The sequence below is a fragment of the Streptomyces sp. NPDC088910 genome (genome assembly GCF_044749865.1).
Classification (GTDB): Bacteria; Actinomycetota; Actinomycetes; order Streptomycetales; family Streptomycetaceae; genus Actinacidiphila.
Genome location: NZ_JBIVIV010000001.1, coordinates 232,456 through 251,592, shown reverse-complemented (window position 1 = coordinate 251,592; position 19,137 = coordinate 232,456). Strand labels below are relative to the sequence as shown.

Below are 19,137 nucleotides of genomic sequence, written 5' to 3'. Positions count from 1 at the left end.
CGGGGGGGCGCGCCGGGCGCCCCCCGGGGGGCCGCGGCGGGGGGGCCGCGGGGGGCGCGGCCGGGGGGGCGGGGGGGGCGCCTGGCACCCCCCCCCCGCCGCCGCGGTGGCATGGCTGAGCTCGGGCCGAGCCGGGGACAAACTCAGCCCAGGTCCTGGCCCTGATCCTGGCTCGGGCCCTGGTTCGGGCCCTGGCTCAGGTCCGGGTTCGCGGGTGACTCGTGGTGCGGGGTCAGACGTTGGCGCGGGCCTCCGGGTGGGGGAGGCGGGAGGGGTGCGGGGCGGGACCGGTGGAACCGCGTACTACCAGTTCCGGTTCGAAGAACAGCTCGTCGTGGTCGACCGACGCACCGCTGATCTCTCCGGCCAGCAGGTCCACGGCCGCCCGGCCCATCGCCTCGATCGGCTGCCGGACGGTGGTCAGCGGCGGCTCTGTGCAGTTCATCAGCGACGAGTCGTCGTAACCGATTACCGACACGTCCTCCGGCACCGACAGCCGCCTTCTGCGAGCCGCCCTTATGGTGCCGAGCGCCAGCAGGTCGCTCGCGCAGATGAAGGCCGTGATGCCGCGCGCGAGCAGCCGGCTGGCCGCCGCCTGGCCGCCCTCCAGCGTGAACAGCGCGTGCTCGACGGTCACCGACGGGTCGACCCGGCGGGCGGCGGCGAGCTTGCGGCGCGACGGTACGTGGTCGGGCGGGCCGAGCACGAGGGCTATCCGCTGATGGCCGAGCGAGATGAGGTGGTTCATCGCCTGCTCGACCGCGACCGCGTCGTCACAACTGACGCGCGGGAAGTCGAGATGGTCGATGGCCGCGTTCATCAGCACGGTGGGCAGATTGCGCTCGGCCAGCCGCGCGTAGTGGTCGTGCGGTGACTCGGCCTGGGCGTAGAGCCCGCCGAAGAAGACCACGCCGGAGACATGCTGCTGGAGCAGCAGTTCCACGTAGTCGGCCTCGGAGACGCCGCCCGCGGTCTGGGTGCACAGCACCGGGGTGAAGCCCTGCTGCGCCAGCGCGCCGCCGACCACCTCGGCGAAAGCCGGGAAGATCGGATTTTGCAGCTCGGGCATGACCATGCCGACCAGCCGGGCGCGTTCCCCCCGGAGCTGGGTGGGCCGTTCGTAACCGAGCACGTCAAGAGCGGTGAGGACCGCTGCCCGGGTTCCGTCGGAGACGCCAGGCTTCCCGTTCAGCACGCGGCTGACGGTGGCCTCACTCACCCCGACCTTCTTTGCCACCTCGGCAAGTCGTCGTGTCATGGCGTCGATTCTAGTACAGGTGGCGCAAGTTTCTTGCGGTGAATTTGCGAGATCTCTGCAAGCCATCCAAATTTTGCGAAATCCAATCGACATCTTGCTGTCTCATGCATGACATCTCTAGGGTGTGCGTCACCTCTGTGACTCCAGTCAGAAGGGACACCCCCCACCCCATGGACAACAGACGTCGTTCCACGGCCTGGTTGGCTTCCGCCACCGCGGCGGCGGTCGTCGCGGGCGGGCTCGCGCTCGCCGTGACGGCCCAGTCGGCCAGCGCCGCCCCCTCCGTATCGACCGTCTCGCCCTTCGCCGTGAGCGGAGGCGCGAGCGTCCCGTTCACCGAGTACGAGGCCGAGGCCGCCGCCACCAACGGCTCGGCGGTCGGCCCCGACTACACCCAGTCCACCGTCGCCTCCGAGGCGTCGGGCCGCCGCGCGGTCAGCCTCAACGGCCAGGGCAAGTACGTCGAGTTCACCCTGACCTCCCCGGCCAACGCGGTGGATGTCGCCTACAACCTGCCGCGCGGCGCCTCAGGCACCGTCTCGGTCTACGTCAACGGCACCAAGATCAGCCAGAAGCTGGCGGTCACCGCGCAGTACAGCTACGTCGACACGTCGTGGATCGCCGGTTCCAAGACCCACCACTTCTTCGACGACTCGCGGATCAAGCTGGGCCAGAATCTGGCCGCCGGCGCCAAGGTCAAGCTCCAGCTCGACGCGGGCGACACCGGCCAGGCCACCATCGACGTCGCCGACTTCGAGCAGGTGGCGGGGGCGGCGAGCGCGCCGGCGAACTCCATATCCGTCGTCAGCAACGGCGCCGACGCCACCGGGGGCGCCGACTCCACCAGCGCCTTCAACGCGACCATCGCCCAGGCGAAGTCGCAGGGCAAGGAGGTCTGGATCCCGTCCGGCGACTTCAAGCTGGGCTCCACCATCCAGGCCGACGGCGTCACCATCCGCGGCGCGGGCAACTGGTACTCCGTCCTGCACAGCTCGCACCTGATCGACCAGACCAGCGCGAGCGGCAACACCAAGCTGTACGACTTCGCCGTCTTCGGCGAGGTCAGCGTCCGCAACGACGGCTCGCCCGACAGCTTCATCACCGGCAGCCTCGGCCCGAACTCGGTGGTCTCCGGGATCTGGGTGCAGCGCGAGAAGTGCGGTCTGTGGCTGACCGGCAACAACAACAACCTCGTGGTGCAGAACAACCGCATCCTCGGCACCACCGCCGACGGCCTCAACCTGGACGGCAGCGCCAACGGCGTCCAGGTGAAGAACAACTTCCTGCGCAACCAGGGCGACGACAGTCTCGCCATGTGGTCGCTCGGCGCGCCCGACACGGGCAACACCTTCAGCAACAACACCATCGTGCAGCCCAACCTGGCCAACGGCATCGCGATCTACGGCGGCAGCAACAACACCGTCTCCAACAACGTGATCGCCGACACCAACGCGCTCGGCGGCGGCATCGCCATCTCCAACCAGGCGTTCCTCCAGCCCTTCAACCCGCTGTCCGGCACCGTCACGGTCTCCGGCAACACCCTGATCCGTACCGGCGCGCTGAACCCCAACTGGGGCCACCCGATGGGTGCGTTGCGCGTCGACAGCTACGACTACGCGATCAACAACGACATCCGGATCAGCAACACGACCTTCATCGGCAGCCCGTACAGCGACTTCGAGTTCGTCTCCGGCGGCGGCCACGGCTACACCATCAACGGCGTGACCGTCAGCGGCGCGACGGCCAGCAACACCGGCACGGTCGTGGTGCAGGCCGAGACGCCCGGCTCCGCGACCTTCACCAATGTGACGGCCACCGGCACCGGCGCGACGGGTACGTACAACTGCTCCTACCCGGCGAACCTGCCCGCCTTCACCATCAACCGCGGTGCGGGCAACAGCGGTTGGGACAGCAACTGGAACGACTGCTCCACCTGGCCGCAGCCGGGCTCGGGCAACCCGACCACCCCGCCGACCACGCCCCCCACCACCCCGGCCTCGGGCAACCTGGCCCAGGGGCACCCGGCCTCCGACACCGGTCACTCCGATGTCTACGTCGCGGGCAACGCGGTGGACGGCAACGCCAACAGCTACTGGGAGAGCACCAACAACGCCTTCCCGCAGTCGCTGACCGTCGACCTCGGCGCGGCCAGGACCGTCGGCCGGGTCGTCCTCAAGCTCCCGCCCTCCACGGCGTGGGCCACCCGGACCGAGACGCTGAGCGTCCTCGGCTCCACCGACAACAACACCTACAGCACGCTGAAGTCGTCCGCGGGCTACACCTTCAACCCCGCGAGCGGGAACACCGTCACCATCCCGGTGACTCCCGCGAGCGCCCGCTACGTACGGCTGACCATCACCGGCAACACCGGCTGGCCCGCGGGCCAGATCTCCGAGTTCGAGGTCTACTCCTCGTAACGTGAGGGGTCGCGCGCCGGGCGGCGGTCCTCCGACAGGAGGCCGCCGTCCGGCGTTTCGCCGTTCTCCTGGAGGTGCAGCGCGCGCAGCGCGATCTCGGTGGCGAACCGGTCGTCGGGGCGGGCGAGTTGGTCGCCGAAAGCGCGGTCGAGGATACGGATCCGGTAGCGCACGGTCTGCGGGTGCACGCCGAGCTGGTCGGCGATCTGCGCCGCGGTGCCGCGGGTGGTCAGCCAGATCCGCAGGGTGTCGATCAGCCGGGCGCGCTGGGTGGCGGTCAGCCCGACCAGCGGCCCCAGATAGCGCTTGGCGATCTGCGCGACCAGCGCGGGATCGCCCAATAACCACAGCGGCAGCAGATGGTTCTCGCTCAGCGCCACCGAGTCGTCGTCGATGATCCCGGCGTCGGCCAGCGCCAGTGTGTGCCGGGCCCAGCGCAGCGAATCCGCGGCCTCGCTCAGCGAGGTGGTCAGCCCGATCGCCGCCCGGCAGCCGTTGAGCGCCGCGTGCAGCCGCTCCCGCCGCTCGTCGGTGAACGGTCCCGGCACCAGCAGATGCGGCTCCGGGTCCGCGAAGTCCATCAGGATGTCCTTGTCGAGCGCCGCCCCGGCCGGACGCGTGTCGGGGGCGACCGCGATCAGCGTCACCTCCTCCGGCAGCGGCCACGCCGAGTGCTCGGCCAGCTCCGCCAGCGCGCTGCGGGCCACGGAGGCGCCGTTGAGAATCCGCCGCAGCAGTCGGCGGCGGCGATTGTCGGGCTCCTCGCCCAGTTCCGCCATCGCCTGCACATAGCCCTCGCGGGAGAGTTCGGCGAGATCGCCCATGTACGCGAAGAGCGCGTCGGCGAAGGTCAGCATGAAGGACGCCGACAGGTTGTAGCGGCGGCCCACGCTGCGCACCCGGCGCAGCGCCACCTGGCAGCCGATGCGGTACGCGGCCTGGAGGTTGTCCAGGCTGCGGCCCTCGTACGCCTCGAAGCGGCCGAACTGGCGGCACAGGTCGTCGCGGAGCGCGGTGGTCGCGGTCGGCGCGGCCACCCGGTCGACGAAAGTGGCGATGCTCTGCTCGATACCGATTTTGATCACCCGGGCGTTCGGGCCCTCCAGCAAGTGGCCGTATTCGGGGATCGTGGTGACGATTTCCGTGGCCATCTCTTTTAAAAGGCTGGGGAGTTCCGGCCGCATGATGGCGGCGAACTCCCGTGGAATCGGACCGATTGATTCCGCCTGCTCCGGCGTCTGCCGCGTTACGGTCATGTCCGTACCCCCCTCCCGCGACGGCCCTGCTGGCCGGTGAACCGGTGAAGTGGTGTGCCACGCATGGTAGTCGCGGGCAACCTCGCTGCAACATAGACCAATCGCGTACGGAACGCAGCACCTTGCACACGGAAACGTGTCAGGCCCGCGACGGTGGGCGACGGCGACCGATGGCCATGGTTGCACTCCGGGTGATCGCCCGTCGGGCCGGCCGATGCGCGCACCGTGCGGCCGACTTGCTCACTTGCTTATAAAAAATCCCGGCGCACTGTTGCTTCCGTGACAGAAAAATACCCGAGAGTAGGGTCCGCCGGAGAATCTTGGCCGGGATTATTGCGCCTCCGGGTTACCCGTGCGTAACGTCCTGCTCCGCAAGGGCAACCGAGCGGAATCGGTGCCACGTTCCAGGTAGTGAGTCGTAACCGAATTCCCCTTCCCGCCACACATGGAAGACGCGGAAGCCGGTTTATCAGGTACGTCATCTCCCAGGAAGGATCAGCCCGTGCACAAGCTCTCCAGGACCGCCAAGGGAACCATGGTCACCGGTGCCGCGATGGCGGCGGCGCTCGGCCTCGCGGTCAGCCCGGCCTCGGCCGTCACGTACACCGTCTCGGGCAGCTCGTCGACCGGTGCGATCACCGCGACGGCCACCACGCCCACGCTGACCGACACCACCACGGGCACCAAGCTCACCTGCACCTCGTCGGCGGCCACCGCCACCGTGACCAACGGTTCGCACGGCGGCACCCTCGGCACCATCAACACCGTCTCGTGGAACACCTGCAAGGTCGGCGGCATCACCTTCTCCGTCGCCGCCCAGGGCACCCCGTGGACGCTGACCGGCACCGCCGCCACCACGTCCGCGGGCGTCACCACCGGCACGCTGACCGGCGTCAAGGCCACCCTGTCCGGTCTGTGCAACGCGACCTTCGCCGACCCCAGCGGCGTGGGCAACGGCGCCACCCTCAACGCCACGTACACCAACTCCACCCACACGCTGGCCATCACCGGCGGCACCCTCAAGGCGTACAACGTCTCCGGTCTGTGCCTCGGCCTGATCAACAACAACGACCTGGCCACCTACTCGGCCGGCTACGTCGTGACCCCCACGACGCTGAAGGTCGTCTCTCCCTGAGCCCCGCCCCTCGCGTAACACCGGCCGCCGCGACCGCTGAAGCCCGCGCCGGCCGAACCGGGACCCCGGACCGCCGCAGTGGCGGCCGGGGTCCCGAACACGCACTGGAGGACAAAACTCCGCTTGTGTTTTGTCATTCGGTGACAGGAAATCCGCCCCGGTCCACACCGTCGAATATTCGTCCGGTCGATCACTTGTGGGGCCTTATTACTCGACCGTAATGTCCTGCGTCGCCGACGCCTTCCTGAGGAGTTCCGTAATGAGGGGTGCCGTGAAGCCGCGCCGCGCGGTGCGGTTCGCCGCTGTCGCAGCGGCGGCGCTCCTGGCCGGACTGCTGCCAGGACCCGACTCCGCGGCCAGCGGCCCGGACGGCAAGGTGACCCTCGGATACGCGTGCGCCTTCCCCGCCGGTACAGCCGCCGACGGCTCCGGCGGCACCGACAAGGCCGTCGTCCAGGACGTCACCGTCGCGCTGGTGCAGAACTACCCGGACACCGCCGTGGTCGGAAAGCCCATCCAGCCGGGCGACCTGACGGCGACGGTCACCATGCCGCGGGCCGGCGCCGAGGCGCTGCTGCCCGCCGGCACCACAGCCCTGACCGGCGCCGCGAGCCTCACCGCCCATGTCGCGCAGGGCACTTCGCGAGCGGACGCCGTATGGCCGGGACTGACCGCCCCCTCGACACCGCTCAAGGGCGACGGGGACCTGGTGCTCACCTTCGGCGGCGCGGTGCCGCCGCTGACGGTCACCGCCTCCGGCGAAGTGCGCTTCACCGCAGGGGAGTTGGACCTCAAGCTCAGCCCCGTGACCGACCCCGCGTCCGCACCGCCCGACTCCCCGAGCACCGGCACCGACAGCGCGACCGGCACCGGCACCGACAGCACGTCCGGCGCCGACAGCGTGACCGGCACGGCCGCGGACTCCGCCGGTACGGGCCAGGCCGCCAAGGACGCCGCCGACATCATCGGCACCTGCGCCCCCAAGCCCGACCAGGGCGACCTCCTCGGTACCGTCTCCGTCCCCGGCACCCCCGGCGGCTCCTCGGGACCCGGCCACGCCACCGCGCCCGGCGGCTCCTCGGCCGCCGCCCCCACGCCGCGCACCGGCTCCCGCGCGGGCGTCGGCAAGACCGGCGAGGACGCGGGCGACGGAGCCCCCGACTCCGCCCGGTCCGAGGGCCGCAACACCATCACGCTGGCCTCGCCCCCGCACTCCGGCGTGCACGACTGCGAGGACCCGCCGGAAGGCGACACCGACCCCGCGGTCATGGACTCCATTCCCCGGCCGCCCAACGCCGTCCGCAGCCCCGGCCCCGGCGACCCGCCGTTCCCCCCGTACTCCCAGTGCGGTTACGTCACCGGCTACTCCAACGTCTTCAAGCTCAAGGGCGCGGCGGTCATCAACGACCTGACCAAGAAGCCGACCCGCGTCACCGTCGTGCAGAAGAGCATCTGGACGGAGTTCACCGACCCCGACCCGCTCAAGCAGTACTTCGAGATCGACTCGATCGCGAAGCTGGCCCTGCCGCCGTCCGACACCACCTTCCTGACCTTCGGGTTCGTGCCGGTCACCGCCCGGATGGAACTGCTCCCCAAGGGCCTGATGACCGTCGTCACGGTCGGCACCAGCAACCTCGGCACGATCACCACCAGCACCATCTACGGCAAGCAGGAACTGCGGCTGTCCGACGTCAAGGTCAACGGCGTACCGCTGGACGTCGGCGCCGACTGCCGCGCCTCGGCGCCGCTGGACATCAAACTCGTCGGCTACGACCGCAGTTCACTGACCGGCCGCCCGACCGGACCCACGGACTACGGAGTGCAGGACGGCGGGCCGCTGGCCCAGGACGACCTCTACATTCCCCCGTTCACCGGCTGCGGCAGCCACGGAGAGAACCTGAATTCCCTCTTCACCTCGGCGATATCGGGGCACGGCAACTCACTGAATCTCATCCAGGGACCGCTGTGCGTGCCCATCGCGGCCTCGGGATGCGATCCGGAGATCGCCTTTCCCGAACCGCCCCACCACTGATCAGCTCCGGGAGGTGCAATGGGAATCGAAGTGATCGTCGAAGGACTCACCAAGTCCTTTGGTACGCAGAACGTCTGGCAGGACGTCACGCTCACACTGCCGCCCGGTGAAGTCAGCGTGATGCTCGGCCCTTCCGGAACCGGCAAGACGGTATTCCTGAAATCGCTCATCGGCCTGCTCAAGCCCGAACGCGGCCGGGTGCTCGTCGGCGGCGTCGACATGGTGAACAGCCCGGAGCGCGACATCTACGAGGCGCGCAAGATGTTCGGCCTGATGTTCCAGGACGGCGCGCTCTTCGGGTCGATGAACCTCTTCGACAACATCGCCTTCCCGCTGCGCGAGCACACCAGGAAAAAGGAGTCAGAGATCCGCCGCATCGTCATGGAGCGGGTCGACATGGTCGGCCTCCTCGGTGCCGAGGGCAAACTGCCGGGCGAGATATCCGGCGGCATGCGCAAACGCGCGGGACTCGCCCGCGCCCTGGTGCTCGACCCGCAGATCATCCTGTGCGACGAACCCGACTCCGGCCTCGACCCGGTCCGCACCTCGTTCATCTCGCAGCTCCTCATCGACCTCAACGCGCAGATCGACGCGACGATGCTGATCGTCACCCACAACCTCGACATCGCCTCGACCGTGCCCGACAACATGGGCATGCTCTTCCGCCGCGAACTGGTCGCCTTCGGCCCCCGCGAGCTGCTGCTCACCAGCAACGAGCCGGTCGTACGGCAGTTCCTCAGCGGACGCCGCGACGGACCGATCGGGATGTCGGAGGAGAAGGACGAAGCGGCCCTGGCCCGCGAGCAGTTGAACGGCCGCGAGCTGCCCGCGGCCCCGCGCCGCGTCGCGCCGCAGCTCGAACCGTCACCCGGACTGCCGCCCCGGCAGGCGGTACAGCGCCGCAGGGCCCGCGTCCTGGCCATGTGGGACCAGCTCCCGGCCGCGACCCGCGAAGCCGTACAGGCCGGACTCGTCCCCGTCCAGGGGGAGCCCGCATGACCGCGCCCGTACGGGTCCCGGGACCGGGACCCGAGCCGACCCCGCCGCGCCCCGAACGCGTCACCGTCCCGCGCCGCCCGATCCCCGGCACCGGCGCGCTGCGCGAGACCGGGCAGCTCATGACGCTCGCCGCCACCACCGTGCGCGACACCTTCCGCAGGCCGTTCCAGATGCGCGAACTCATCGAGCAGTTCTGGTTCGTGGCCAGCGTGACGATCCTGCCCGCCGCCCTGGTCTCGATCCCCTTCGGCGCCGTCATCGCCCTGCAAGTCGGCTCACTGGCACAGCAGTTGGGCGCCCAGTCGTTCACCGGCGGCGCCAGCGTGCTGGCCGTCATCCAGCAGGCGAGCCCGCTGATCGTCGCCTTGCTCATCGCGGGCGCGGGCGGCAGCGCCATCTGCGCCGACCTCGGCTCGCGCAAGATCCGCGAGGAACTGGACGCGATGGAGGTGATGGGCGTCTCCCCGGTGCAGCGGCTGATCGTGCCGCGCGTCCTGGCGACGATGCTCGTCGCGGTCTTCCTCAACGGCCTGGTCTCGGTCGTCGGCACCGCGGGCGGCTACTTCTTCAACGTCATCGTCCAGCACGGCACCCCCGGCGCGTACCTGTCCAGCTTCTCCGCGCTCGCCCAGCTCCCCGACCTTTACATCAGCGAGATCAAGGCCGTGATCTTCGGCTTCATCGCGGGCATCGTCGCCGCCTACCGCGGCCTGCACCCCAAGGGCGGCCCCAAGGGCGTCGGCGACGCGGTCAACCAGTCCGTCGTCATCACCTTCCTGCTGCTGTTCCTGGTGAACGTCGTCCTGACCGCGATCTACCTCCAGCTCGTCCCGCAGAAGGGAGCCTGAGCGATGGCGCTCCTGGACAAGGACACCCCGCAGGCCGAGCCGCCGCCCGAAGGACCACGGCCGCGCCGACGCCGGAACACCGGCCGCTGGCTGCACTGGCTGGACGAGACCGGCGACCACTTCATCTTCCACATCACCGCCGTGCTGTGGATCCCGCGCACCTTGCGCCGGTACCTCAAAGAGGTCCAACGCCTGCTCGCCGAGGTCGTGTTCGGCAGCGGCGGCCTCGGCGTCATCGGCGGCACCGTCGGCGTGATGATCGGCATGACCCTCGCCACCGGCACCGTCGTCGGCCTCCAGGGCTACGCGGCGATGAACCAGCTCGGCACCGCCGCGTTCACCGGCTTCATCTCCGCCTACTTCAACACCCGCGAGATCGCCCCGCTCGTCGCGGGCCTGGCCCTGTCGGCCACCGTCGGCGCCGGATTCACCGCCCAGCTCGGCGCGATGCGGATCAACGAGGAGATCGACGCGCTGGAGGGCATGGGCCTGCGCAGCATGCCGTACCTGGTCACCACCCGGATCATCGCCGGGGTCGTCGCCATCGTCCCGCTCTACGGCATCGGCCTGCTCAGCAGCTACGTCGCCTCCCGGATGGTCACCGTCATGTTCAACGGCCAGTCCGCGGGCACCTACGACCACTACTTCAACCTCTTCCTGTCCCCGCAGGACGTCCTGCTCTCCGGACTGAAAGTGCTGATCTTCAGCGTCATCGTGATCCTCGCCCACTGCTACTACGGGTTCACCGCCAAGGGCGGCCCCGCGGGCGTCGGCATCGCCGTCGGCCGCTCGGTGCGCAACGCCATCGTGATCATCTCGATCACCGACTTCTTCCTCAGCCTGGCGATCTGGGGCGCCACCACGACGGTGCGGGTGGCGGGATGACCACCACCGACACCCGTCCCGCCGGAGCGCCCCCGGCCCCGCGCCGCCGCCCGACCGGCGGCGCCACCGCCCGCCGCAGGACCGCCGGCGTCGTCTTCCTGCTGGTGCCCGCGCTGCTGGCCTGGCTCGCGGTCGCCGTCTACGACAAGACGTTCAGCGACACCGCGACCGTCCACCTGGAGACCGGCACCGTCGGCAACGAGATGCACCAGGGCGCCGACGTGAAACTGCGCGGGGTCGTCGTCGGCCGGGTCGCCTCGATCAGCGCCGACGGCGACGGCGCCCGGCTCAACCTCGCCATCGACCCCGGCCAGCTCAAGCGCATCCCCGCGGACGTCACCGCGCAGATGCTGCCCACCACGCTGTTCGGCGAACGCTTCGTGGCCCTCGTACCTCCCGCGGGCACCGACACCACCGGTGGCGGCCCCACCCTCGCCGCCGACAGCACCATCGCCCAGGACCGTTCCAGCGACGCCATCGAGCTCCAGCAGGTGCTCGACAACGTGCTGCCGCTGCTCACCGCCGTCCAGCCGCAGAAGCTCGCCGCGACCCTCAACGCCGTCGCGACCGCGCTCGACGGCCGCGGCACCCAGCTCGGCACCACCCTCGTCCAGCTCGACCGCTACCTGACCAAGCTCAACCCCGAACTGCCCGTGCTGAACGACGACATCAAGCAGCTCGTCACCGTCAGCCACGTCTACAACGCCGCCGCGCCCGACATCGTGCAGGCCCTCACCGACTTCACCAGGACCAGCGGCACCATCGCCGAGGAACAGGCCGACCTCAACAGCGTGTACGGCAGTACCACCGCCACCGCGCAGGACCTGACGACGTATCTGCGGCAGAACAAGGACACCATCATCCGGCTGACCGCCGACAGCCGCGGCACCCTCGGGCTGCTCGCGAAGTACTCCCCGTCCTTCCCCTGCACGCTGCGCACCCTGGCCGCCTTCGTCCCCGTCATGGACAAGGCGCTCGGCAAGGGCACCCACGAGCCGGGCCTGCATGTCAACCTCACCAGCGTGCCGTCCCGCGGCAAGTACGTCCCCGGCAAGGACACCCCGGTGTACGACGCGAGCGGCGGCCCGCAGTGCTACCCGGTCCCGTACACCGGCCGCGGCGGCGCACCGGCCGCGACGCACTCCACGAAGTCCGCGACCTCGCCGACCGCCACGACGTCCACGACGTCCACGGCGTCCACGTCCAGCGTGACCACCACCGACTCCCCGGCCAACTCCCCGCAGGAGAACGAGCTGATCAACGAACTCCTCGCGCCGGGCATCGGCACCGACCCCGGCTCGCTCCCCGACTGGAGCAGCCTGCTCACCGGTCCCGTCTACCGAGGGGCGGAGGTGACGGTGCGGTGAAGCGCCGCAGCCTCGTCGGACCGATCGTCAAGTCGCTGATCTTCATCCTGGTCACCGCGCTGGCCACCACCGTCCTCGCGGTGAGCATCGCGGGCGGAACCGACGTCGGCGACACCTCCGGCTATAACGCCCGGTTCACCGACGCCACCGGCCTCACCTCGGGCGACAGCGTCCGGATCGCCGGGGTCAAGGTCGGCCAGGTCGACTCGATCAAGGTCGTCGACCACCGCGTCGCGCAGGTGCACTTCTCGGTGCAGCGCGCCCGGAAGCTGCCCGGCTCGGTGACCGCCACCATCAAGTACCTCAACATGGTCGGCCAGCGGTACATCGACCTCCAGCAGGGCACGGGACCGGTCGGCCAGGCGCTCGCCCCCGGCGACACCATCCCGCTCCAGCGCACCACCCCGGCCCTCGACCTCACCCAGCTCTTCAACGGCTTCCAGCCGCTGTTCCAGGGCCTGTCGCCCAAGGACGTCAACCAGCTCGCGGGCGAGATCGTCCAGGTGCTCCAGGGCGAGGGCGGCACCGTCGACAGCCTGATCAGCAACGTCGGTTCGCTGACCACGACGCTCGCCGCCAAGGACAAGGTGATCGGCCAGGTCATCGACAACCTCAACTCGGTGCTCACCACGGTGAACACCCGTGAGGCCGGGTTCAACGACCTGGTGACCTCACTCCAGCAGCTCGTCAGCGGCTTCGCCTCCGACCGCGAACCGATCGGCCAGTCGATCACCGCGATCTCCCAACTCACCACCAGTACCGCCGGGTTGCTCACCGACGGCCGCCAGCCGCTGAAGGACTCCATCGCCCAGCTCGGCCGGCTGTCCACCAACCTCGCCGATAACACACCGCAGTTGGAGAACTTCCTCACCAAGACCCCGGCCAAGCTCCAGACCATCGGCCGGCTCGCCTCCTACGGCTCCTGGCTCAACCTCTACCTCTGCCAGGCCACCGTCGCCGGGGTCACCACCTCCGACGGCAGCAAGCCGCCCACCGGCATAGCGATCACCGAATCGAGGTGCCGGTCATGAACCGCCCCCGCATACCGACCCCGCGCCTCCGCTTCCGCGCCCCCGCGCGCCGGGGCCGCCCCTTTTTCCGGCCGCTGCGCGAACGCAGCCCCGTCCTCGTCGGCACCGTCGGCCTGCTCGTGCTCGCCCTGGCCGGCCTGGTCGCGTACAACGCGGACGCGCTCCCGCTGATCGGCGGCGGCACCACGTACAGCGCGAGCTTCACCGAGGCCGCCGGGCTCAGGTCCGGCAACGAGGTGCGGGTCGCGGGCGTCAAGGTCGGCAAGGTCACCGGGGTGTCGCTGGACGGCGCCCAGGTCAAGGTCACCTTCCGCGTCAAGGACACCTGGATCGGCGACGCCAGCACCGCCGCCATCGGCATCAAGACGCTGCTCGGCGAGAAGTACCTGGCCGTCGACCCGCTCGGCAGCCGCGCGCAGAACCCCGGCCAGCGCATCCCCAGGACCCGCACCACCTCGCCGTACGACGTCACGCAGGCGCTCGACGGCCTCGGCAACACCCTCGGGTCGATCGACACCACGCAGCTCGCCGCCAGCTTCCAGACCCTCTCCGACACCTTCAAGGACACCCCGGCCTCGGTACGCAGCGCCGCCACCGGCCTGTCGTCGCTGTCGCGGACCATCTCCAGCCGGGACGCCCAGCTCGCCGACCTGCTCGCGGGCAGCAAGCAGCTCACCAAGACCCTCTCCGACCAGAACAGCCGCTTCCAGACGCTGATCTCGGACGGCAACCTGCTGCTCGGCGAGATCCAGAAGCGCCGCGACGCCATCCACGCGCTGCTCACCGGCACCCAGGACCTCGGCACCCAGCTCAACGGCCTGGTCGCCGACAACAACCGGCAGCTCGGCCCGACCCTGGACGCCCTCGACCGGGTCACCGGCGTACTGCTCGCCAACCAGTCCAGCCTCGACAAGGCGCTCGCCCTGGCCGGGCCCTACTACCGGCTGGTCGGCAACACCCTCGGCAACGGCCGCTGGTTCGACAGCTATCTGTGCGGCCTGGTCCCCAAGAGCTATCTGCCCCCGGGCACCCAGCCGACGACCGGGTGCGAGCCGCCCAAGGCGACGGGAGGCACATCGTGAAGGCATCCACCGGCCGCGCCGCGCGAGAGCGGCGGGCCATCGCCCTCGGCACGGTGCTCGCCGTCGTCCTCGCGGCCCTCGCCTACGGCGGCGTACGCCTCTTCGGCGGCCCCGACGGCACCAGGATCACCGCCTACTTCGACCACGCCGTGGGCGTCTACGCCGGATCCGACCTGCGCGTGCTCGGCGTCAAGGTCGGCACCGTCGACTCGGTGAAGCCGCAGGGCAAGCAGGTCAAGGTCGTGCTGGTCCTCGACCACGGGGTGAAGGTCCCCGCGGGAGCCGGCGCCGTCGTCGTCGCGCCCAGCGTCGTCGCCGACCGCTACATCCAGCTCACCCCGGCCTACACCGGCGGCCCCCGGATCACCGCGGGCACCGTCATCCCGGCCACCCGCACCGCGACCCCCGTCGAGGTCGACCAGCTCTACGAGAGCATCACCCGGCTCAGCGACGCCCTCGGCCCGAACGGCGCCAACGCCACCGGCGCCCTGTCGAACCTCCTCGACACCGGCGCGAAGAACCTCGACGGCAACGGCAAGGCCATCGGCGACAGCATCGACCAGCTCGGCCAGGCCACCAAGACCCTCAACGGCCACAGCGACGACCTCTTCGCGACCCTGTCCTACCTCCAGTCCTTCACCACCATGCTGAAGAACAACGACGGCAAGGTACGGGCCGCCACCGACCAACTCTCCACCGTCAGCGGCTTCCTGGCCGAGGACAAGGAGAACCTGGGCGGCGCGCTGCACCAACTGTCCACCGCGCTCGGCCAGGTGAAGACCTTCATCCAGGACAACCGGGCCCGGCTGAAGACCAGCATCGGCAAACTCGCCCCGATCACCCAGACGTTGGTCGACCAGCGCGCCTCACTCGCCGAACTCCTCGACACCGCGCCGCTGGCCGCCGACAACCTCCTCAACGCCTACGACCCGCAGCACGGCACCATCGACGGGCGCGCCAACATCAACGAACTGAGCATGGGCGGCGACATCTCGCCCGCCGCCGCCAAGGACACCGCAAGGACCGGCTCCGACTTCACGCCCGCGGCCAAGGACGCCAAGACCCTGCCGCTGCCCCTGCCGGCGGTCGGCACCGTCTACACCAAGGGGGCGGCCCGATGAAGCGTCCGCACACCCGGGGGAGCGCCGCCACCGTCGGCGGGACCGCGCTGCTCGCGCTCGCCCTCGCCGGCTGCTCGCTGAACGTCCAGAACGTGCCGTTGCCCGGCGGCGCCGACCTCGGCGGCCACCCCTACACCGTCAAGGCCGACTTCGCCGACGTCCTCGACCTCGTCCCGCAGGCGTCCGTACGCGTCAACGACGTCGCCGTCGGCCGCGTCACCAAGATCGGCCTCGGCGCCGACGGCTGGTCCGCGACCGTCACCATGAAGGTCAACGGCAAGGTGCGGCTGCCCGCCAACGCGTACGCGTACCTGGAACAGTCCAGCCTGCTCGGCGAGAAGTACATCCAGCTCTCCGCGCCGCCCGGCACGCGGGCCGCCAGCGGCACCCTGCGCGACGGCGCCGTCATCCCCGCCTCGCGCACCAACCGCAACCCCGAGGTCGAAGAGGTCTTCGGCGCACTGTCCATGCTGCTCAACGGCGGCGGCGTCGCCCAGCTCAAGACCATCTCGGTGGAGCTGAACAAGGCCCTGACCGGCAACGAACCGCAGATCCGCTCCATGCTCCACCAGGTCGACACGCTCGTCAGCGACCTCGACGCCCACAAGCAGGACATCACCGACGCGCTCGACGGCGTCAACGAACTGTCCGCCACCCTCGCCGCCCGCGACCAGAAGATCGGCACCGTACTGACCGGCCTCAGCCCCGGACTGAAGGTGCTGGAACAGCAGCGCGGCTCGCTGGTCACCATGCTGCGCTCGCTGGACACGCTCTCCGGCGTCGCGGTGGACACCGTCAACCGCAGCAAGGACGACATGGTCGCCGACCTCAAGGCCCTCGCGCCCACCCTGCGACGGCTCGCCGACGCGGGCGACGCGCTGCCCGACTCGCTCCAGGTGCTGGTCACCTACCCGTTCACCGACGAGGTCCTCAACGGCGTCAAGGGCGACTACCTCAACGTCTACCTCGACCTGACCGCCGTACCCGGCACGCAGCTCATCCCCGAGATGCCCGCGTCCGGGAACGTCTACCCGCCCGACCCCGAGAACCCGATGTCCGCGCACGCCAAGGCCGACCGGACGAGGACCGTCGACAAGAAGCTGCGGGAGGCGGGCATCCCGCTGCCGCTGCCGTCGGTCACCGGCTCGACCAGGACCGGGGGCCGCTGATGCTGACCCGCGTCACCATCGCCAAGAACATCGCCTTCCTGCTGATCGCCGTGCTCGTGCTCGGCTTCATCGGCGTCCGCTACGCCGACCTCGGCCGGTACGTGGGCCTGCGCGGCTACTACACCGTCAAGGTCGAACTCCCTGAAGCGGGCGGCCTGTTCGAGCACGCCAACGTCACCTACCGCGGTGTCTCGGTCGGCCGGGTCGGCCCGATCAGACTCACCGACGACGGCGTGGAGGCGTCCTTGCGGATCAACGACTCCGCGCCGCACATCCCCTCCCACCTCAAGGCCGTCGTCGCCAGCCTGTCCGCCGTCGGCGAGCAGTACATCGACCTGCGGCCGACCACCGACCAGGGGCCGTATCTCGCCGACGGCTCCCGCGTCGAACGCGCCGACACCACCATCCCCGCGCCCGTCACCAACCTGCTCACCAGCGTCAACAGCCTGGCCGGATCGGTCCCGTTGAAGTCCCTTCAGACCGTCGTCGACGAATTCGGCAAGGCGTTCGCGGGACAGGGCGACAACCTCCAGTCGCTGCTCGACACCAGCGGCGAGTTCATCTCCGCCGCGGACATGAACCTGCCCGGCAACATCACGCTGATGGCCGACGGGCGGACGGTGCTGCGCACGCAGGCCGACGAGGGCGACGCCATCAAGTCCTTCGCCAGCAGCGCCAGTCAGCTCGCCAAGCAGCTCAACGACTCCGACACCGACCTGCGACGGCTCATCGCCGCGGCGCCCGACGCGGCCGGACAGGTCAGCGCGCTGCTGCGGGACGTCGGACCCCAACTCAGCGTCGTCCTGGCCAACTTGCTGACCACCTCGGACGTGGCCGTCACCCGGCAGCACGGCATCGAGGAATTCCTGGTCAAGGTGCCCGCGGTGGCCGCCGCCGGATCGACGGCGGTGGACGGCAAGGGCCTGCACTTCGGCATGGCCGTCACCTTCTTCTCCCCGCTGCCCTGCACCTCCGGATACGGCGGCACCACGTACCGCAACGGCCTCGACACCAAGGCGCCCGCCACCGCCCTCAACACCGCGGCCCGCTGCACCGCCCCCGCCTCCTCCGGCACCGACGTGCGCGGCTCGGCCAACGCCCCGAACGGCGGGGGCGTCCCGAACCCCGTGCAGCCCGGCTCGGTGCTGCCGACCGGCGCCGGGACCCCGTCCGCCGCGGGCCCGTCCACCGGGACGACGACGTACGGCACGAGCGTGCTGCCGGGAGCGCTGGGCCTGCCCTCGCTGCCGACCGGGCCCAGCGGCGGCACGATGGCGGATCTGCTCGGCCTCGGCGACACGCGGTTCGGTGACACGCGCTCCGGGGACACGGGCTTCGGGGACACGCGTTTCGGGGGCACGGGCTTCGGGGGCACCCGATGAGCGCCCGCCGGTCCACCCTGGTCTGGGTCACCGCGTGGGCGGTCGCCGCCGTGGTGTGCGCGCTCGGCGCCTGGTCGTACGCGGACACGCGCGGCGACGGCACGCTCAATTACGCCAAGGCCCGCGACGCCGTACTGACCGACGGGCAGCGGGACATCACCCGGCTGAACACGGTGGACGCGGCCCACCTGGACCGCGACCTCGCGGCCTGGCTGGACACGACGACCGGGCCGCTGCACGACCGCATGAGCCGTACGCACACCGCGGACGCCGCCGCGCTCAAGCAGTCCGGCACCTCCACCCGGGGCACGGTCACCGACGCGGCGGTCACCGAACTCGACACCAGGGCCGGTACGGCGAAGCTCATCGCGACCGTGCAGGTCCGGGTCATGCCGCGCGGCGGCGCGGCCACCACCGACCGCAAGCGGTTCGAGGCGGGCCTGTCCCGTACCTCGGACGGCTGGAAACTCACGGCGCTCACCGCGGTGCCCGTCGGCGCGAGCTAGGAGAGGCGGCCCAGTGAGCACCACGCATGAGCCCGAGGCCGACGCGGCGGAGGCCGAGGCGCCGCAGACCGACGCATCGGTGGCCGCCGCTCCGGACGAGCCGGAGGCCAACGAGGCCGCCGCCGGACGGCGTTGGCGGTGGCCGTACGGTGCGCGGCGTACGGCGGCGGTCGCCGCGATCGTGCTGCTGCTCCTCGGCGGCGGCGGATTCGGTTACGCGGCCCACCGGTTGACCGACCCGGCCGCGACGGACAACCGCGCGCTGACCGACACCGAGGCGACCAACCGGGTCGTCGGGGACGTCAGCAACGCGCTCGGCAAGATCTTCGCGTACACGCCGGAGGACACCGGGTCGACCGAGCGGGCCGCCCGCGACCTGCTGGACGGCGCGGCGGCCGACCAGTACCAGGCGCTGTTCGGGCAGATCCGGCAGCGCGTCGCCGAGCAGCAACTCACCCTGACCACACGGGTGGTGCGCGCCGGGGTCGTCCGGCTCACCGCCGACCACGCCCGGCTGCTGGTCTTCCTCGACCAGACCGCCCAGCGCAAGGGCGCCGCGGCCACCAGCGCGGCGGCCCAACTCTCGGTCACCGCCAGGCTCGACGGCGACCACTGGCGGATCACCGATCTCAAGGCCCGGTAGGAGGAG

General features: G+C 70.4%; 16 protein-coding genes. 14 read left to right on the top strand and 2 right to left on the bottom strand.

Annotated elements, in window-relative coordinates:
* Window positions 1–232: 232 nt before the first annotated feature.
* Window positions 233–1,258: a LacI family DNA-binding transcriptional regulator gene (locus ACIP4Z_RS01085; RefSeq protein WP_188279764.1), complete on the bottom strand. Its 1,026-nt coding sequence runs from the start codon at window positions 1,256–1,258 to the stop codon at window positions 233–235.
* Between the two features lie 170 nt (window positions 1,259–1,428).
* On the opposite strand from ACIP4Z_RS01085, the gene ACIP4Z_RS01080 reads away from it, so the two are divergent.
* The gene (locus ACIP4Z_RS01080) at window positions 1,429–3,675 is read left to right on the top strand and encodes a discoidin domain-containing protein (protein WP_401304031.1); all 2,247 of its coding nucleotides are present in this window, start codon (window positions 1,429–1,431) and stop codon (window positions 3,673–3,675) included.
* Here the strand turns inward: ACIP4Z_RS01080 and ACIP4Z_RS01075 are convergent.
* Window positions 3,663–4,931 (bottom strand): helix-turn-helix domain-containing protein, encoded by a 1,269-nt coding sequence (locus ACIP4Z_RS01075; RefSeq protein ID WP_391160020.1) that lies wholly within the window; start codon window positions 4,929–4,931, stop codon window positions 3,663–3,665. The genes ACIP4Z_RS01080 and ACIP4Z_RS01075 overlap by 13 nt on opposite strands.
* 502 nt (window positions 4,932–5,433) lie before the next feature.
* Here ACIP4Z_RS01075 and ACIP4Z_RS01070 point away from each other — a divergent pair.
* The 13 genes from ACIP4Z_RS01070 (at window position 5,434) to ACIP4Z_RS01010 (ending at window position 19,131) form a co-directional block, all read left to right on the top strand.
* The gene (locus ACIP4Z_RS01070) at window positions 5,434–6,066 is read left to right on the top strand and encodes a hypothetical protein (RefSeq protein WP_355334461.1); all 633 of its coding nucleotides are present in this window, start codon (window positions 5,434–5,436) and stop codon (window positions 6,064–6,066) included.
* Window positions 6,067–6,325: 259 nt separating this feature from the next.
* A complete protein-coding gene (locus ACIP4Z_RS01065; protein ID WP_401304027.1) occupies window positions 6,326–8,098 on the top strand; it encodes a DUF6801 domain-containing protein in 1,773 nt (590 codons plus the stop codon).
* Between the two features lie 18 nt (window positions 8,099–8,116).
* Entirely contained in the window at window positions 8,117–9,097 is a 981-nt protein-coding gene (locus ACIP4Z_RS01060; protein ID WP_355334456.1) for an ATP-binding cassette domain-containing protein, read from the top strand.
* Entirely contained in the window at window positions 9,094–9,945 is an 852-nt protein-coding gene (locus ACIP4Z_RS01055) for an ABC transporter permease (protein WP_188279770.1), read from the top strand. Before ACIP4Z_RS01060 ends, ACIP4Z_RS01055 begins: the two co-directional genes overlap by 4 nt.
* Before the next feature lie 3 nt (window positions 9,946–9,948).
* Window positions 9,949–10,830 (top strand): ABC transporter permease, encoded by an 882-nt coding sequence (locus tag ACIP4Z_RS01050; RefSeq protein ID WP_391160018.1) that lies wholly within the window; start codon window positions 9,949–9,951, stop codon window positions 10,828–10,830.
* Window positions 10,827–12,197: an MCE family protein gene (locus ACIP4Z_RS01045; RefSeq protein WP_401304022.1), complete on the top strand. Its 1,371-nt coding sequence runs from the start codon at window positions 10,827–10,829 to the stop codon at window positions 12,195–12,197. Before ACIP4Z_RS01050 ends, ACIP4Z_RS01045 begins: the two co-directional genes overlap by 4 nt.
* Window positions 12,194–13,228, top strand: coding sequence for an MCE family protein (locus tag ACIP4Z_RS01040; RefSeq protein WP_391043749.1), 1,035 nt, complete (start codon window positions 12,194–12,196; stop codon window positions 13,226–13,228). Before ACIP4Z_RS01045 ends, ACIP4Z_RS01040 begins: the two co-directional genes overlap by 4 nt.
* Window positions 13,225–14,310, top strand: a complete 1,086-nt coding sequence (locus tag ACIP4Z_RS01035; RefSeq protein WP_401304019.1) for an MCE family protein — start codon at window positions 13,225–13,227, stop codon at window positions 14,308–14,310. The genes ACIP4Z_RS01040 and ACIP4Z_RS01035 overlap by 4 nt, the downstream gene beginning before the upstream one ends.
* Window positions 14,307–15,431, top strand: a complete 1,125-nt coding sequence (locus tag ACIP4Z_RS01030) for an MCE family protein (protein ID WP_391043753.1) — start codon at window positions 14,307–14,309, stop codon at window positions 15,429–15,431. Before ACIP4Z_RS01035 ends, ACIP4Z_RS01030 begins: the two co-directional genes overlap by 4 nt.
* Window positions 15,428–16,600 (top strand): MCE family protein, encoded by a 1,173-nt coding sequence (locus ACIP4Z_RS01025; protein ID WP_401304016.1) that lies wholly within the window; start codon window positions 15,428–15,430, stop codon window positions 16,598–16,600. Before ACIP4Z_RS01030 ends, ACIP4Z_RS01025 begins: the two co-directional genes overlap by 4 nt.
* Window positions 16,600–17,982: an MCE family protein gene (locus ACIP4Z_RS01020; RefSeq protein ID WP_401304014.1), complete on the top strand. Its 1,383-nt coding sequence runs from the start codon at window positions 16,600–16,602 to the stop codon at window positions 17,980–17,982. Before ACIP4Z_RS01025 ends, ACIP4Z_RS01020 begins: the two co-directional genes overlap by 1 nt.
* On the top strand, window positions 17,979–18,488 hold the full coding sequence (locus tag ACIP4Z_RS01015; protein WP_355334437.1) for a hypothetical protein: 510 nt from the start codon (window positions 17,979–17,981) through the stop codon (window positions 18,486–18,488). Before ACIP4Z_RS01020 ends, ACIP4Z_RS01015 begins: the two co-directional genes overlap by 4 nt.
* Window positions 18,489–18,501: 13 nt before the next feature.
* Complete coding sequence (locus ACIP4Z_RS01010) at window positions 18,502–19,131, top strand: hypothetical protein (protein ID WP_401304011.1); 630 nt, start codon at window positions 18,502–18,504, stop codon at window positions 19,129–19,131.
* The last annotated feature ends 6 nt before the right edge of the window (window positions 19,132–19,137 follow it).

Bases quoted from the DNA above. Each gene is read 5' to 3' on its own strand.
- ACIP4Z_RS01085 (WP_188279764.1), bottom strand. From the start codon at position 1,258: ATGACACGACGACTTGCCGAGGTGGCAAAGAAGGTCGGGGTGAGTGAG.
- ACIP4Z_RS01080 (WP_401304031.1), top strand. From the start codon at position 1,429: ATGGACAACAGACGTCGTTCCACGGCCTGGTTGGCTTCCGCCACCGCG.
- ACIP4Z_RS01075 (WP_391160020.1), bottom strand. From the start codon at position 4,931: ATGACCGTAACGCGGCAGACGCCGGAGCAGGCGGAATCAATCGGTCCG.
- ACIP4Z_RS01065 (WP_401304027.1), top strand. From the start codon at position 6,326: ATGAGGGGTGCCGTGAAGCCGCGCCGCGCGGTGCGGTTCGCCGCTGTC.
- ACIP4Z_RS01060 (WP_355334456.1), top strand. From the start codon at position 8,117: ATGGGAATCGAAGTGATCGTCGAAGGACTCACCAAGTCCTTTGGTACG.
- ACIP4Z_RS01055 (WP_188279770.1), top strand. From the start codon at position 9,094: ATGACCGCGCCCGTACGGGTCCCGGGACCGGGACCCGAGCCGACCCCG.
- ACIP4Z_RS01050 (WP_391160018.1), top strand. From the start codon at position 9,949: ATGGCGCTCCTGGACAAGGACACCCCGCAGGCCGAGCCGCCGCCCGAA.
- ACIP4Z_RS01045 (WP_401304022.1), top strand. From the start codon at position 10,827: ATGACCACCACCGACACCCGTCCCGCCGGAGCGCCCCCGGCCCCGCGC.
- ACIP4Z_RS01035 (WP_401304019.1), top strand. From the start codon at position 13,225: ATGAACCGCCCCCGCATACCGACCCCGCGCCTCCGCTTCCGCGCCCCC.
- ACIP4Z_RS01025 (WP_401304016.1), top strand. From the start codon at position 15,428: ATGAAGCGTCCGCACACCCGGGGGAGCGCCGCCACCGTCGGCGGGACC.
- ACIP4Z_RS01020 (WP_401304014.1), top strand. From the start codon at position 16,600: ATGCTGACCCGCGTCACCATCGCCAAGAACATCGCCTTCCTGCTGATC.
- ACIP4Z_RS01015 (WP_355334437.1), top strand. From the start codon at position 17,979: ATGAGCGCCCGCCGGTCCACCCTGGTCTGGGTCACCGCGTGGGCGGTC.